At 70.5% G+C, this 13,068-nt stretch carries 15 protein-coding genes and 1 pseudogene; 5 read left to right on the top strand and 11 right to left on the bottom strand.

Annotated elements, in window-relative coordinates; all coding sequences use genetic code 11:
- The first annotated feature begins 97 nt into the window (after nucleotides 1-97).
- The 3 genes from FHS22_RS35660 to FHS22_RS35650 all read left to right on the top strand — a co-directional run bounded on the left by FHS22_RS35660 (nucleotide 98) and on the right by FHS22_RS35650 (nucleotide 2,764).
- Nucleotides 98-856 (top strand): ABC transporter permease, encoded by a 759-nt coding sequence (locus FHS22_RS35660; RefSeq protein ID WP_338048112.1) that lies wholly within the window; start codon nucleotides 98-100, stop codon nucleotides 854-856.
- A gap of 4 nt (nucleotides 857-860) precedes the next feature.
- Entirely contained in the window at nucleotides 861-1,667 is an 807-nt protein-coding gene (locus FHS22_RS35655) for an ABC transporter permease (RefSeq protein ID WP_184948618.1), read from the top strand.
- A gap of 608 nt (nucleotides 1,668-2,275) precedes the next feature.
- The gene (locus tag FHS22_RS35650; RefSeq protein WP_184948617.1) at nucleotides 2,276-2,764 is read left to right on the top strand and encodes a tyrosine-type recombinase/integrase; all 489 of its coding nucleotides are present in this window, start codon (nucleotides 2,276-2,278) and stop codon (nucleotides 2,762-2,764) included.
- Nucleotides 2,765-3,138: 374 nt separating this feature from the next.
- Here the strand turns inward: FHS22_RS35650 and FHS22_RS35645 are convergent, their stop codons facing one another.
- From FHS22_RS35645 to FHS22_RS35615, 8 genes and pseudogenes are all read right to left on the bottom strand, one after another.
- Nucleotides 3,139-3,327: a hypothetical protein gene (locus FHS22_RS35645; protein WP_184948616.1), complete on the bottom strand. Its 189-nt coding sequence runs from the start codon at nucleotides 3,325-3,327 to the stop codon at nucleotides 3,139-3,141.
- 114 nt (nucleotides 3,328-3,441) lie between these two features.
- Nucleotides 3,442-4,137 (bottom strand): ABC transporter permease, encoded by a 696-nt coding sequence (locus tag FHS22_RS35640; protein ID WP_184948615.1) that lies wholly within the window; start codon nucleotides 4,135-4,137, stop codon nucleotides 3,442-3,444.
- Nucleotides 4,134-5,042, bottom strand: coding sequence for an ATP-binding cassette domain-containing protein (locus tag FHS22_RS35635; protein WP_184948614.1), 909 nt, complete (start codon nucleotides 5,040-5,042; stop codon nucleotides 4,134-4,136). The genes FHS22_RS35640 and FHS22_RS35635 overlap by 4 nt, the downstream gene beginning before the upstream one ends.
- Nucleotides 5,039-5,413, bottom strand: a complete 375-nt coding sequence (locus tag FHS22_RS35630) for a GntR family transcriptional regulator (RefSeq protein ID WP_184948613.1) — start codon at nucleotides 5,411-5,413, stop codon at nucleotides 5,039-5,041. Before FHS22_RS35630 ends, FHS22_RS35635 begins: the two co-directional genes overlap by 4 nt.
- Before the next feature lie 163 nt (nucleotides 5,414-5,576).
- Nucleotides 5,577-6,356, bottom strand: a pseudogene (locus FHS22_RS38755) (Tn3 family transposase); the annotation flags it as partial.
- 360 nt (nucleotides 6,357-6,716) lie between these two features.
- Entirely contained in the window at nucleotides 6,717-7,019 is a 303-nt protein-coding gene (locus FHS22_RS38750; RefSeq protein WP_260408619.1) for a DUF4158 domain-containing protein, read from the bottom strand.
- A 167-nt stretch (nucleotides 7,020-7,186) separates the two neighbouring features.
- Complete coding sequence (locus FHS22_RS35620) at nucleotides 7,187-7,531, bottom strand: DUF952 domain-containing protein (protein WP_184948612.1); 345 nt, start codon at nucleotides 7,529-7,531, stop codon at nucleotides 7,187-7,189.
- Between the two features lie 86 nt (nucleotides 7,532-7,617).
- Nucleotides 7,618-9,075 carry an MFS transporter gene (locus FHS22_RS35615; protein ID WP_338048113.1) on the bottom strand — a complete coding sequence of 486 codons (1,458 nt, stop codon included), beginning with the start codon at nucleotides 9,073-9,075 and terminating at the stop codon, nucleotides 7,618-7,620.
- A 111-nt stretch (nucleotides 9,076-9,186) separates the two neighbouring features.
- Between FHS22_RS35615 and FHS22_RS35610 the strand changes: the two genes are divergently transcribed.
- Nucleotides 9,187-9,765, top strand: a complete 579-nt coding sequence (locus FHS22_RS35610; protein WP_184948611.1) for a helix-turn-helix domain-containing protein — start codon at nucleotides 9,187-9,189, stop codon at nucleotides 9,763-9,765.
- Nucleotides 9,766-9,851: 86 nt separating this feature from the next.
- Here FHS22_RS35610 and FHS22_RS35605 read toward each other — a convergent pair whose 3' ends face one another.
- Nucleotides 9,852-10,412 carry a GNAT family N-acetyltransferase gene (locus FHS22_RS35605; RefSeq protein ID WP_184948610.1) on the bottom strand — a complete coding sequence of 187 codons (561 nt, stop codon included), beginning with the start codon at nucleotides 10,410-10,412 and terminating at the stop codon, nucleotides 9,852-9,854.
- A 231-nt stretch (nucleotides 10,413-10,643) separates the two neighbouring features.
- Between FHS22_RS35605 and FHS22_RS37555 the strand changes: the two genes are divergently transcribed.
- The gene (locus FHS22_RS37555) at nucleotides 10,644-11,495 is read left to right on the top strand and encodes a MerR family transcriptional regulator (protein WP_221474535.1); all 852 of its coding nucleotides are present in this window, start codon (nucleotides 10,644-10,646) and stop codon (nucleotides 11,493-11,495) included.
- A gap of 288 nt (nucleotides 11,496-11,783) precedes the next feature.
- Here FHS22_RS37555 and FHS22_RS35590 read toward each other — a convergent pair whose 3' ends face one another.
- Together FHS22_RS35590 and FHS22_RS35585 are read right to left on the bottom strand one after the other, a co-directional pair.
- Nucleotides 11,784-12,110 (bottom strand): DMT family transporter, encoded by a 327-nt coding sequence (locus FHS22_RS35590; RefSeq protein ID WP_184948609.1) that lies wholly within the window; start codon nucleotides 12,108-12,110, stop codon nucleotides 11,784-11,786.
- A gap of 56 nt (nucleotides 12,111-12,166) precedes the next feature.
- Nucleotides 12,167-12,862 (bottom strand): DJ-1/PfpI family protein, encoded by a 696-nt coding sequence (locus FHS22_RS35585; protein WP_221474534.1) that lies wholly within the window; start codon nucleotides 12,860-12,862, stop codon nucleotides 12,167-12,169.
- Nucleotides 12,863-13,068: the final 206 nt, after the last annotated feature.

The following is a 13,068-nucleotide window of genomic DNA, read 5'->3' as shown; positions in this document are numbered from 1 at the left end:
CTCCCGGTACGCCAAGCGCGCGGTCATCTACCGCTGCCAGATCCTGCTGGTCGCGACCTTGGACTGGCTTTCGTGATTCACAGGACAGGCCTTAGCGGTGGCGCATCCTACGGTGGCCGTGCTGGAGCGGCATCTTCATCTGTACCGGAGGCTGTGGCGGGCCTCGGTGTTCTCCTCCTTCATCCTGCCGGTGCTGTTCCTGGTGAGCATCGGGATCGGCGTCGGGGGTTACGTCGGCGAGGTCGGCGGGGTCGACTACCTGGCGTGGATCGTGCCGGGGGTGATGGCGTCGACGGCGTTCCAGATGGCGATCGGCGAGTCGACGTACTCGGTGCTGGGCGACTTCAAGTGGGTGCGGGCGTATCACGCGATGCGGGCCACGCCGGTCGAGGTGCGGGACATGGTGGCCGGGTGGCTGCTGTACATCCTGCTGCGGGTCGAGGTCGCGGCGGTGGTGTTCCTGGGGGTCACGGGTCTGTTCGGGGCGTTGCGCTCGCCGTGGGCGGTGGTGACGCCGGTGGTCGCGGCGCTGGTGGCGGTCGCGGCCGCGGCGCCGGTGACGGCGTTCGCGGCGAGCATCGACAACGACAGCTACTTCGCGCTGCTGTTCCGGTTCGTGATGATCCCCTCGACCCTGTTCGCGGGGGTGTTCTTCCCGGTGGAGCAGTTGCCGGAGGTGGTCCGTCCGCTGGCGTACCTGTCTCCGCTCTGGCACGGGGTGGAGTTGAGCCGGGCGGCGACGCTGGGCGCCGCTCCCCCGTGGCCGGCGGTGGTGCATGTGGGGTGCCTGCTGGCGTTCGCCGCGGCGGGGCTCGTCTGGGCGGTCTCCGCCTTCCGTAAGCGACTTCAGGACTGAGGCCATGGTTACCACGATGCTGGCGGCGGCCCGGGTCTCCCCCTCCCGGGTGGGCGCGGTGATCAACCGCAATGTGGGGGCGTTGCGCAGCGGTCCGTCCTACTGGCTGGTGCTGCTGTCGGGTTTCTTCGAGCCGGTGCTGTATCTGCTGTCGATCGGCGTCGGGGTGGGCGCGCTGGTCGGTGACCTGGCACTGCCGGGTGGCCGGGTGGTGGAGTACGCCGTGTTCGTGGCCCCGGCGATGCTGGCGGTGTCGGCGATGTCGGGGGCGCTGGCGGAGACCACGTTCAACTTCTTCTTCAAGATGAAGTACTCCAAGACGTTCGAGGCGATCCTGGCGACGCCGGTGAAGCCGTTCGAGATCGCGGTGGGCGAGCTGGCGTGGGCGCTGGTGCGCAGTTCGGTGTACACCGGGGCGTTCCTGGTGGTGATGGTGGCTCTGGGACTGACGTCGCCGGGGTGGGCGCTGGCGGCTTTTCCGGCGACTCTGCTGGTGGGGGCGGCGTTCGGCGGGGTCGGGATGGCGATCAGCACGCTGATGCGCGGCTGGCAGGATTTCGATCTGCTGACGACCGGGCAGTTCGCGTTGTTCCTGTTCTCGGGGACGTTCTCGCCGGTGCAGGACTATCCGGCGGCGTTCGAGGTCGTGGTGGCGGCCACGCCGCTGTTCCACGCGGTGGAGCTGGTGCGCGGGCTGGCCGTCGGCGATCCTGGCTGGGGGCTGCTGGGTCATGCGGCGTATCTGCTGGTGATGGGGGCGGTGGGGCTGGCGTTCGCGGCGCGGCGGATCCAGCGGACGTTGTGCGTGTAGACGTGCCGGCAAGAAACGTGTCATGAGCCCCAAACGAGCTGCTGGCCCAAGCTCGCGCTTGGCTGATTCTCTTCAGGAAATGATCCTTCCGTGAAGTAATGTGGCTGCATGCCGTCCTCCACTCCCAGTTCGGCGTCCCTGCTCGCCGGGCAGGATCACGCCGAAATCACTTGACGAAAGGTGGTCGGGCTTCCCGAACGCCTCGATCCGGCCGACGACAGCCTCCCAGTCTGGACGGAGCGCTACCTCGATCTCGCCGTGCGCGGAGTCCGCTCAGCTGAGGTCACCGCCAAGATCTCCCGGCACCTGGAGCACTTCGGCGCCTGGATCACCGGCGGCCTCGGGCACGACCGGCTCTCGGCCGTCACCCCGCGCGAGATCACAGCCTGGCGCGACCACTTGGCCGCCGCCGGCAAGCACGCCCGCGACAACATGCCCGCGCCGATGGCGCCAGCGACCGTCAACAACCACCTCGCGCACCTGTCAGCGCTGTTCACCTGGATCACCGCGCACGCCCCCGAAGGGCTGCTGCGCCACGGCGACCCGACCAAGAAAGTCCCCCGCTACCACTGCCCGCCTCGCAGCCGCGAGCGCTGGCCGCCGCCCAGGTGCGCACCGTCAAGAACGTCGTGGACCGGATCGAGACCTTCCACGAGCTCAAGGGCCGCCGTCACCGCGGCGCCGCCACGCCCCGCGTGCACGCCCACGCCCGCCCGCTGCGCGACCGGGCCATCATCTACTTGCTGTTCGGCACCGGGCTGCGCCGAGCGGAGCTGGTCGGCCTGGACCTGGACCACCTGGAGCCGGCCGCCCCCGAGCAGCTGCGCCAGGCCAAGAAGGCGCGCCTTGTCGGCGTGCGCGGCAAGGGCCGCACCAGCCGCACCGTGTTCCTGGGCCGCGACGCCCGCCAGGCGCTGGCCGACTACCTGGAGGCGGAGCGGCCCGGCGACGCCGCCGCCAGCGCCGGCCCGGCCGCGCTGCTGCTGTCGGCCGCCTCCATCGCCGCCCGCCGCCTCGGCCACGCCAACGACCGCTACCTGCGCCTGTACACCAACCCACCCGACGACATCGCCGCCGACTACGTCGAAGACCTATGACCGCGAGACCTGGACACCTCAACACGACGGGCAGCGTAGCCATCCGCCCAGTCGACGATCCGGTCGGCGAGTGCTATGACGGCAGCCGCGACGCCGGGAGCGCCTGGACCGCCGGCTGCGTCGATGACGCTGAGTGTGAGCCGAGTATGGAACACCGCTTGGCCTGGCGTCGGTTCGACCAAGCTGTACCGATACCACATCGCCATGGTGGTGGCGCGCTCCGCGCCGGCTGCTGATCCAACTCAACCGTCACCAGATCTCGGCCCGCCGGGGCGCGATCATCTGACGCGGCCACCATCGCCAGCGCCGTTGCGTTGCTTCCTGGACTTCCCGGTGGCGCCTACGACCCCATAGCCGATACTCGGGCGCGACGCTCAGGAGTCGCGGCGGGCATTCCTTCGCGGCGCGATGAAGACGAGCCAGAGGACCAGACCCAGGAGCGGACCTAGCGCGACACCGTAAGTGACGTTGTCGAAAAAAACCCCGACGACGACGCCGAAGAGAAGGCCAAATACGATCCAGATCCCGAGACCTGCGGGCGGGGGCGTGTTGTTGCTCGTCATTGCATCTCTCCTAAGGACGCGGGCGGACAGGGCTGACAATCTGGTGGTCCATCACGGCGGATGTTGGGTGTTCGCGTTGTCCGGTGGTGCGGAGCGGCCGTGTGCCCGCCGCGGCTACGCCGTGGCACGGCGGATGAGCGTGTACCCGCCGACGGCGAACGCGGCGGCGACCAGGAGCGGCCAGCCGGCGAGCAGCGCCGTGGGGGACTGGTCGAGCAACCAGCGGCCGATCGCGTGCCATTGCCGGGTCCACGTGATCAGCGCGGCGGCCAGCCCGAGCGCTGTGAAGGCCAGGGTGAGGCTGGCCAGGACGCCGGTGGTGCCCCAGCGCAGGTACAACGTGCCGAGCAGGATCCCGAGGTGGGTTGCGACCAGCATGGGTACCGCGTACCCGAGCGGGAGCAGCACCGGGTTGGCGTCATCCATGAACGGCAGGCCGAAGAAGCGCATCCCCATCCCCCAGTAGCCGGTGGCCTGTTCCACGGCGTACAGCAGGCAGAGCACCAGTGCGTAGACCACCGACTGGACGACCGCGAGCAGCGACCAGGCCAGGTAGAACTCCCGGCGGGTCACGCTCATGCCCAGCGCGTACGGGAAGATCTGGGTGACCGAGACGGTGGCCATCCCGATCGCGACGCCGCACAGGCTGACCAGGCCGCCGGTGGTCCTCACGCCGTCGCCCGCGTCGTAGTTCGCCATGAAGGTCAACAGGTTGATGCCGAACGTGACGGCCACCATGCCCCACGTCCAGCCCAGGATCTGCGGCCAGGCCGGCATCTGGAGACGGGCTACCTGACGGATGCGGTTCATCGGGCGGCCTCCCGGTCCGCCGGCGCCGTTGTCGTCGGCGGTGCGGTCAGGCGGACCACGAGTTGCTGCAACGACAGCGGCTCCAGCTCGACGTTCAGCGTCTGCGCGAGCGCCTTCGCGTGCGGTCCGAGCCCACCGAGGGTGGTCGACCGGACCAGGAGGCCGCTCAACCGCTCGCGGTGCAACTCGGTGCGTCCGGCCGCGAACCCGTCCACGGCCTCCGCCTGACCGGTGGCCGCCACCGCCCGCCCGCGCAGGTCGTCGGCGTCCTCATCGAGCAGCAGCCGGCCACGGTCGATGAGCAGCACCCGCTCGACCAGATCGCTCACCTCGTCGATGAGGTGGGTGGACAGCACCACGGTGCGGGGATGCCCGGCGTAGTCGGCGAGCAGGCGGTCGTAGAAAAGCTGCCGGGCGGTCGCGTCGAGCCCGAGGTACGGCTCGTCGAAGAACGTCAGGGGCGCCCGCGCGGCCAGCCCGACGGTCACGCCGAGGGCCGACAGCATGCCCCGCGAGAGCCTGCGGACCAGCCGCCCGGCCGGTAGCTGGAAGTCCGCGGCGAGGCCGTGCGCGAACGTGTCGTCCCAGTTCGCAAACAGCCGGCGTGCGGTGTGAAAGACGTGGCGCACGGTGTAGAAGGTGGGGTAGTGCTGGCTCTCCCGGACGAAACAGACCTTCGACAGGACGGCCGGGTTCTCCACCGGTGGCGCGTCGAAGACCGACACGTTCCCCGACGACGCGAACGCCTGTCCGGTGAGGATCTGCATCAGCGTGGTCTTGCCCGCCCCGTTGCGCCCGAGCAGGCCGTAGATCGTGTGCTCGGCCAGCGCGAAGCTCACGTCGTCGAGCGCCGTGACGTCACCAAAGCGCTTGGTCACCCCGTGTGCGGTTACCACCGCCGTCATCCCAGGTCCCTCCCGACAACCGCACCGAATGAATCGATCATCTTCATCAGCTCGTCGTGGCCGATACCGAGTTTGCGCGCCTCGGCGAGCAGGGGTTGCACGTACTGTTCGGTGAACCGTTCCCGTCGCCGCTCGCGCAGCCTGGCCCGGGCGCCACCGGCGACGAACATGCCGATGCCGCGTCGCTTGTAGAGCGTTCCCTGCGACACGAGCTGGTTGACGCCCTTGGCCGCGGTGGCCGGGTTGATCCGGTGAAAGGCGGCAAGCTCGCTGGTGGACGGGACCTGGGCCTCCTCCGCCAGCGACCCGTCGATGATCGAGTTCTCGATCAGCTCGGCGATCTGAAGGAAGATCGGTCGGTCGTCGTCCATCGTTGGCTTAGCCGCCCAACTGGTTAGCTACACGTGTAACTAACCATGTAACGTTGCGCCGCGGCTGTCAAGCCGCCCGGGCGTCCCGCGACGCGTACACCGATCGTCCGGAACCCGGCGCCGTCCTGCCAGGGGCGCGTACCGCCCTACCACGATCATGAAGCTAGTCCGGGTCGCCCGCCTCCGGAGCTTGCGCAGCGCCGCCGAGCGAAAGGCGCTTGGCCACATCCAGCCGTACCTCGCCGCAGGGCTGGACATGCTGCCAGAACAGCGGGGTCAGCCCGCGCTGGTCGGCGGGTTTGAGCAGCTCAGTCCATTCGGGGTCGGCCAGGACATCTTGGAGCATCAGGGTGTTGATGTACACGAGCGCGGCCTGCAGGATCCGCAGGCACAACACGCTCATCTCCAGCTCCTCGCGCCGGTTGGTGGCGATGTCGCCGCCCTTGCCGTAGAAGATGACCGAGTTCGCTCCGTTGGAGGACTCCACCACGTTGAGCCCTTCCTGGATCTCCCGCTGCAGCTCGCGCAGGCGCAGATAGCGGGCGACGAAAATGGTCTTCTGCGCCCGGCCGACCTCCAGCATGGCCTGGTAGGTCGGATGGGCGGCGGACTCGGTGAAGCGGCGCAGGATCGCCTCGGTGGAGGCGGTGCCCTGCTTGATCGCGGTGGCGTATTTGATCATCTGGTCGTAGTTCTGCTCGATCAGGTCCCAGCGGATCGGCCGGGTCATCGCCGGCGTCAGCCGCGGGTACAGGTCGCTCTCGCCGCTCTCGATCCGGTACAGCTTGACCTTGTTGATCTGCTTGATACGCGGGAGCAGGTCAAAGCCCGAGAGCCGGGTCACGCCGAACCCGATCTCGGTCTGGCCGTGGGAGTCGACGTAATCGTAGGCGCGCACGTGCGTGGAGTCGGAGGCGATGGTGGTCGTCCCCTCGCCCCACAGCCCCGGTCACCCGCTTGAACGCGTTGATCAGCTCCTTGGTCACCTTGCTGTCGGCCCGCGCCTTGATCCGATGCACCGTGGCGATCAGCAGCTCCACCAGCGCGTCGGTGATCTCCCGCTCCCGCTCCTGGACCAGCGCCGCCAGCAGCAGCACCGTCAGCAGCAGCACCGTCAGCTCGCGCGGATGCGTGCGCATATGCGAGGGCGCTTCCACCGCCGCCCGGGCCCGCCAAGCGGCCAGCACCTTGGGCGCCACGTCGGCGAACAACCCGGGCGGCAGCTCGATCGAGCGCGCCGCCGCCAGCTTGCGGATCTCGGTCATCATCGACTCCAGGCTCACGTTGCCCGGCGCGGACTTGATCAACGCCAGGAGGCCGGAGTCGATGTCGTCATCGTCCTCGACATCTGACTGCGGTGGTACTCGATCGTGGAGCCGGACCACTCATAAAAGCCGAGCTCCGAGGCAGGAACCCGGACCTGCTTGGCCACATGCTCAACCACGTCTTCCGGCGGCTCTGAACGGCCGCGCGGGAACCTGCCGTGCTGCGTGTAGAACTTCAGCAAGATCGCGAAGCCGAGTCGCGTGGCGTCGCGCTTTCCGGCGATCAGGTCGCGCTCTTCGTCCAGGATTGTCCAGTGCTCGACCAGCTCGTCGATGTGCATCGGGGGGTGTTTCATGACCACCCAGCATTGACCAGGCAAGTTACAGCAAGATCAACGCCGTTTGGGGCTCATGACACGTTTCTTACCGGCACCCCGTGTAGGCGGGGGTCGCCGTGCGGTCCGGGGGAACCGGGTCCGGTGCGGCTCCCCCGGCCGGGGTCGCCGGGTCAGGGCAGTGTGAACGGGGTGGCGGAGACCACAGCAGAGACGGGGATCGGCCCGTAGACGTGCGGGAAGGTCTCCTGGGGTGTCCGGCCGTCCTCGGTTCCGGCGCCCCCTGCGGGCGTCTCGGAGCGGACGTCGAGTCCGGCGGGGTCGATGGTCAGGAGGGTGAGCGGCTCGGTGACGTGCCGGTAGTAGCGGTGGGCGACGCCGTTGAGCTGGGCGCGGTCGGCGCAGGCGTGGATGAAGCCTTCTTCGTCGAGGGTGCGGCCCAGTGTGGAGATGCGGTACTCCCCCGTCGTGCGGGCGGTGTCCCAGTCGGCGGTGAGGGCCAGGTGCAGGATGGTCATGGGTCAAGTGTGCCCGGCCGCTGATCGCACAGCGGGGGTCTCGTCCGCCCGCCGGGCGGCGGGCGGGGTCGGCCGGGTGCGCGTGCTCACGCCGCCGGGGTGCGGCGGGCGGCGGCGCGGCTGCCGCCCGCGACGGCGAGCGCGGCGATCATCAGGGCGGCCGCGGCGGCGAACGTGATCCGCATGCCGCCGGCGACGGCGTCGGGGGACGCCGTGGTGATGTCGGTCGTCGCCGATGCGAGCGCGAACACGGCGCCCATCACGGACGTGCCGGTGATGAACCCGAGGTTGCGCGACAGGTTGAGCATGCCGGAGACGAGGCCTCGCCGGTCCGGGCCGACGTCCGCCATGACGGCGGTGTTGTTGGCCGCCTGGAACAGGGCGTAGCCGGCGGTGGTGATCACGATGGGGGCGATGTAGCCGATGACGCCGAGGGTTCTCGGGGTCATGGACAGGGCGAGGGAACCGGCCGCCACTCCGATGAGCCCGACGACGGTCATGCGCTGTGCGCCGAGGCGGTCCACGATGCGACCGGCCGGCACGCCGGTCAGTGCGGTGTTGAGCGGGCCGACCGACATGACGAGCCCGACGAGGGCCGCGTTGAGCCCGAGCGCGCGGGACAGGTAGAACGGGCCGACGACGAGCGTCGCCATCATCACCGTCGAGACGAACGCGCTCATGGTGAGGCTCGCGCTCAGCGCGGGGTTGCGGAACATCTCCGGTCGGATCAGCGGTGAGGGCGTCCTCGCCTCGGTGCGGACGAAGAGGCCGACTCCGGTGGCGGCGGCCAGCAGCAGGGCCAGGTTGAGCGGGCCGAAGTCGCCGCGCCCCAGGGTCATGGCGAGTGCGTAGGCCGTGAGCGTCAGGGCGAGCAGCAGCGTACCCGCGTTGTCGAAGCGGGTCCGTGTGGTCTCCGGTCCGGCGGCCGGGCGGTCGGCGGGCAGGTGGCGGCGTACGAGAAGGAAGGTCAGCACGCCCAGCGGCACGTTGACGAGGAAGACGGCCCGCCAGCCGAGGCCGGAGAGCAGGGCGCCGCCGAGCGACGGGCCGAGGGCCGTGCCGACCGCGGACGCCGTCCCGAGCAGCCCCATCGCGCTGCCGGTCTTCTCCTTCGGGACCGTCGCACCGACGAACGCCATGGTGAGGGCCATGATGACGGCCGCTCCGAGCCCTTGCGCCGCGCGGGCTGCGATCAGCGTCCAGAGTGTGGGCGCGACGCCGCACAGGACGGACGCGGTGGTGAACAGCAGGATGCCGGCCAGGAGCAGTCTCCGCCGGCCGGTGAGGTCGCCGAGCCGTCCGACGCTGACGATCAGGGTGGTACCGGTGAGCAGGTAGGCCAGGACGATCCACTGGACGTGCTGGAAGGAGGCGTTGAACACCTGTGCCAGCGTCGGCAGGGCGACGTTGGCGATGCTGACGCCGAGTGAGGACAGCAGCATCGCCAGCGCGAGCCCGGCGAGCGCCCACCGGGCCGGGGACGCCTGTCCTGCGTGTCGTGCTGCCGGTCGTCCGGCTCTTGCTGCGATCACTGCTGCGATCACTGTCTTCAACGTGAACTCCGTCTCCGGCGGCTCGGGTCGTACTGGTCGTGGGGCGGCCGCGAGGCCAACGATGCGTCCGATCAGCCGGTCAGGCAAAGTATGTTTGCCGATATGGCAAACGACGACGACGCGGTTCTGGCCTCCGTCGGCCCTCGGCTCCGCGCGCTGCGCAACAGGCGCGGCACCACCCTGACCGAGCTCGCGCAGGCCACCGGCATCTCGATCAGCACCCTGTCCCGCCTCGAATCCGGCGAGCGCAGACCCAACCTGGAGCTGCTGCTGCCGCTGGCGCGCGCCTACCAGGTGCCGCTCGACGAACTCGTCGGCGCACCGCCGGTGGGCGACCCGCGGGTGCGGCTGAAGCCGATCAGGCGTGCGGGCTCGACGATCGTGCCCCTCACCCAGCACCCCGGCGGGCCGCAGGCGTTCAAAATGATCATCCCGGCCACCCGCTGCGAGCCCGAGCTGCGCACGCACGAAGGCTACGAGTGGCTGTACGTGCTCAGCGGGAGGCTGCGGCTCATGATCTCCGAGCACGACACCGTGCTCAGGGCGGGTGAGGCCGCGGAGTTCAACACCCGGCTTCCGCACTGGTTCGGCAGCACCGGGGAGGCGCCGGTGGAGATCCTCAGCCTGTTCGGGGCGCAGGGCGAACGGGTGCACGTCCGTACGAAGCCGCGCGGCGCGTAGCACGCCCGCCGCGCCCCCGCCGCCGGGCGCGCCACGCGGCCGTCACCGTCCGGGGCGCCCGCGGCTCCCATCCCGGCGAGGACCCATCAGCGGCGGGAGCTCCACTCGCGGTGCAGGATCGCGTAGACGACTTCGTCGGTCCACTCGTCCTTGACCCATTCGTTCTCCACCAGATGGGCCTCGCGCCGCATGCCCAGGCGTTCCAGGACCCGGGCCGAGGCGGTGTTGCGCCCGTCGATCCGGCCGGTGACGCGGTGCAGGCCGAGGCCGTCGAAGCCGAGTTCCAGGAGGGCGCGGCCGGTCTCGGTGGCGTACCCCCTGCCGTGGTGGTCGGGGTGCAGGACGTAGCCGATCTCGCCGGAGCGGTGGGTACGGCTGTGCCAGAACAGCAGGCCGTCGCCGATGACCTCACCGGTGGCGGCGATCTCCACCGCGAGGCAGAGCGCCTGGCCCTCGTCCAGGAGCGCGGTCTGGGCGAGCTTGCCCTCGAGGGACTCCTGGACCTGCCGGCGGTCGCGGGGCCCCCAGTACAGGTAGCGGGTGACCTCCGGCAGGGACTGCATGGCGTGCAGGGCGTCCAGGTCCGCGGGGGTGAAGGGACGCAGGAGGAGCCGGTCGGTGCGGATCGGGTAGGAGGGTTTCAGCACCCGGCCAGCGTAGAACAGGGCGAAGGCGGCGGGCGAGGCGATAAAACGGGCGGCGCGCGGGCTCGTCGCCCCGCTCCCCCGGCGCCGCTCCCCTCCCGGCGGCCCGCGGTGGCGCAGAGCCGCGGACGGCGGGCCGGTCGTACGGCGGTGCGGCCTGCCCGAGCCCGTCCCGGGAAGGCCGCACCGCTCCGGATTTGAGGTTCCCGCGCGGCAAGGTTCTAGATTCGGCGCATGGTGGACGGAATCGAGCTGATCACGGTGGGCCGGCTGGCGCGCCGTGTCGGCCTGACGGCCAAGGCGCTACGCCACTACGACCGCATCGGCCTGCTGGTGCCCGCCCTGGTCGAGCCCGGGAGCGGATACCGCTACTACGGGCCGCAGCAGGTCGCCCACGCGCGGCTGATCCGGCTGCTGCGCTCGGTCGACGTTCCACTGGAGGAGGTGCGGGCGTGTCTGGCGGCGCCGGACGGCGAGACCGCGGTCCGGCGGGCGCTGTCCCGGCACCGCCGCCGCCTGCAGGCCCGGCTGGACCGGATGCGCGGGGACCTGCACCGCATCGATCATTTCATCGAGGACGGAGTCATGACGCTCATGGCAGATCACACGGATCCGCTCGGCTCCGCCGGGACGGCGGGCGAACAGCGGCAGCTGGCCATCGACTTGTTCAACGGAGTGTGGCGGCTGCTGGAGAAGGAGGGCCGCACGGCCGACGACGACGATCGGATGCTGCACATGGCCCATGCCTCGCGCCACCACTGGGGTCAGGTGGGTGCTCCGGTCAACCGCAGCCGGGGCGAGTGGCAGTGCTCGCGGGTGTACGCGGTCCTGGGACGCGCCGAGCCGGCGCTGTACCACGCCCGCCGCAGCCTGGAGATCTGCCGCGCCCACGGCATCGGGGACTGGGATCTGGCCTTCGCCTACGAGGCGCTGGCCCGTGCCGGCGCGGTGGCCGGCGACCGGGAGCAGGCCCGGGCGTGGACCGAGCAGGCGCTGGCCGCCGCCGAGGACATCGCGCAGGACGAGGACCGTGAGCTGCTGCTCACCGATCTGGAGACCATCCCCGCGCAGCCGCGTTTCTGGTGACGTCCCCGCCGGCCGCGCGGGACCGGCGATCCCGTGGCACCCGCGCGGCCGGCAGGGGGCGCGCCTCTCCCCTGCCGGCTCCATCATGACCGCCCGCGCCGGGCACCGGCGGTCATGATGGAGCCGGTGCCCGGCGCGGGCGGTCATGGATCGCCGTCGTTGTCGTGAGGCCCGGCCTCCCCGGTCGCTGCCGGGGGTTCTTTGATCAGAGAGTTGTACAACACGAGCTGCTTTACATTGTAGATCACTAATGTCGGATCGCATGCCGGCCGGGGCGGCCTGATCCCGTCAGTGCGCCCCGCCGGCGAGGTTGAGGACGAGCACGCCGCCGATGATGAGCGCGATACCGGCGATCTTGGCTGCGGTGAGGCTCTCCCCGAGGAACAGCACGCCGATCGCGGCGATGGCGGCCGTGCCCGCGCCGGACCAGACGGCGTAGGCGGTGCCGACCTCCATCTGGAGCCTGAGGGCCTGGGCCAGCAGGTAGAAGGCGGTGCCGTACCCGGCGACCACCAGCAGCGACCAGCCCTTGTGGGAGAAGCCGTCGCTCAGCTTGAGCGCGGTGGTGGCCAGGATCTCCGCGACGATCGCGCCCGCCAGCATGAACCAGGCCATGTGTGAACTTCTCCCCCGAAAGCCGTACAGGATCCCAGTCTAGGATCCGGGGCGGCTCAGGCGGTGAGGCGCTCCCGCAGGCGCGGGTGGTCGGCCAGGGCCGCGGCCAGCATGCCGGTCATGACCGGGACGAGGCTCGCGCGGTCGACCGCGGCCCAGTCGATGGGACCGTACGGCGGCTGCGGGTCGTACTCGATCATGAGCTGGACGGTCCTGGCCGTCTCCTCCCCCGCCAGCCGTCCCGCCAGCGCCAGCGCCATGTCGATGCCGGCCGACACGCCGGCCGCGGTGACGACGGGCCCGTCCTGCACGACGCGTTCGGCGACCGGGACGGCGCCCAGCCGGCCCAGCACGTCGAGCACGGCCCAGTGGGTGGTGGCGCGGCGGCCCTGGAGCAGGCCCGCGGCGGCCAGGAGCAGGGAGCCGGTGCAGACCGAACCGATCACCTGGGCGCCCGCGGCGAGGGTCCGGATGCGCTCCAGGAGCCTGTCGTCGGCCAGCGCGGCGAAGGTCGGCTCGGTGCCGCCCGGAACGATCACCGCGTACGGCGCGGCGGGCCCGGCGAGCTGGTCGAAGGTGTGGCTCGGCACCAGGCCGAGCGGGGTGTCGGTGGGGGCCGGCCGGGCGGTTTCGGCGGCCACCACCACGTTCCACGAGGGGTCGAAGGCGGCCAGTACCGACATCACCTGGAGAGGGCCGACCAGGTCCAGGGCGGTGATGCCGGGGTAGAGGACGAACGCGACGGTCTTCAAGGGTCTTCCTTTCCGTTGGCCGCCTCCCACCGTGGCCCGGCCCGGGCCGGCGGCGGGCCCGCCGGGTGGCAGAGGTCCGGATTCTTGGGTTTCCTGTCCTGCGGACACGCCGTGCCGCGGCCGCCGCGCGCGCCCGGCGGCCGCGGCACGGCGGCGGGTACCCGCCGGAAGCCCTTGCGAGCCGAGTCGAAAGCGTGTTCCACTGA

Origin of the sequence: Thiemannella venezuelensis (assembly GCF_014203605.1) — a bacterium.
In the GTDB taxonomy this organism is placed as follows: domain Bacteria; phylum Actinomycetota; class Actinomycetes; order Streptosporangiales; family Streptosporangiaceae; genus Planomonospora_A; species Planomonospora_A venezuelensis.
This window is presented reverse-complemented; position numbering and strand designations above follow the sequence as displayed.

Excerpts from the sequence above, each read along its gene's own strand:
- FHS22_RS35655 (WP_184948618.1), top strand. The coding sequence starts at position 861 with ATGGTTACCACGATGCTGGCGGCGGCCCGGGTCTCCCCCTCCCGGGTG.
- FHS22_RS35645 (WP_184948616.1), bottom strand. The coding sequence starts at position 3,327 with ATGACGAGCAACAACACGCCCCCGCCCGCAGGTCTCGGGATCTGGATC.
- FHS22_RS35640 (WP_184948615.1), bottom strand. The coding sequence starts at position 4,137 with ATGAACCGCATCCGTCAGGTAGCCCGTCTCCAGATGCCGGCCTGGCCG.
- FHS22_RS35635 (WP_184948614.1), bottom strand. The coding sequence starts at position 5,042 with ATGACGGCGGTGGTAACCGCACACGGGGTGACCAAGCGCTTTGGTGAC.
- FHS22_RS35630 (WP_184948613.1), bottom strand. The coding sequence starts at position 5,413 with ATGGACGACGACCGACCGATCTTCCTTCAGATCGCCGAGCTGATCGAG.
- FHS22_RS38750 (WP_260408619.1), bottom strand. The coding sequence starts at position 7,019 with ATGCACATCGACGAGCTGGTCGAGCACTGGACAATCCTGGACGAAGAG.
- FHS22_RS35620 (WP_184948612.1), bottom strand. The coding sequence starts at position 7,531 with ATGACCATCCTGCACCTGGCCCTCACCGCCGACTGGGACACCGCCCGC.
- FHS22_RS35610 (WP_184948611.1), top strand. The coding sequence starts at position 9,187 with ATGGCAAACGACGACGACGCGGTTCTGGCCTCCGTCGGCCCTCGGCTC.
- FHS22_RS37555 (WP_221474535.1), top strand. The coding sequence starts at position 10,644 with ATGGTGGACGGAATCGAGCTGATCACGGTGGGCCGGCTGGCGCGCCGT.
- FHS22_RS35590 (WP_184948609.1), bottom strand. The coding sequence starts at position 12,110 with ATGGCCTGGTTCATGCTGGCGGGCGCGATCGTCGCGGAGATCCTGGCC.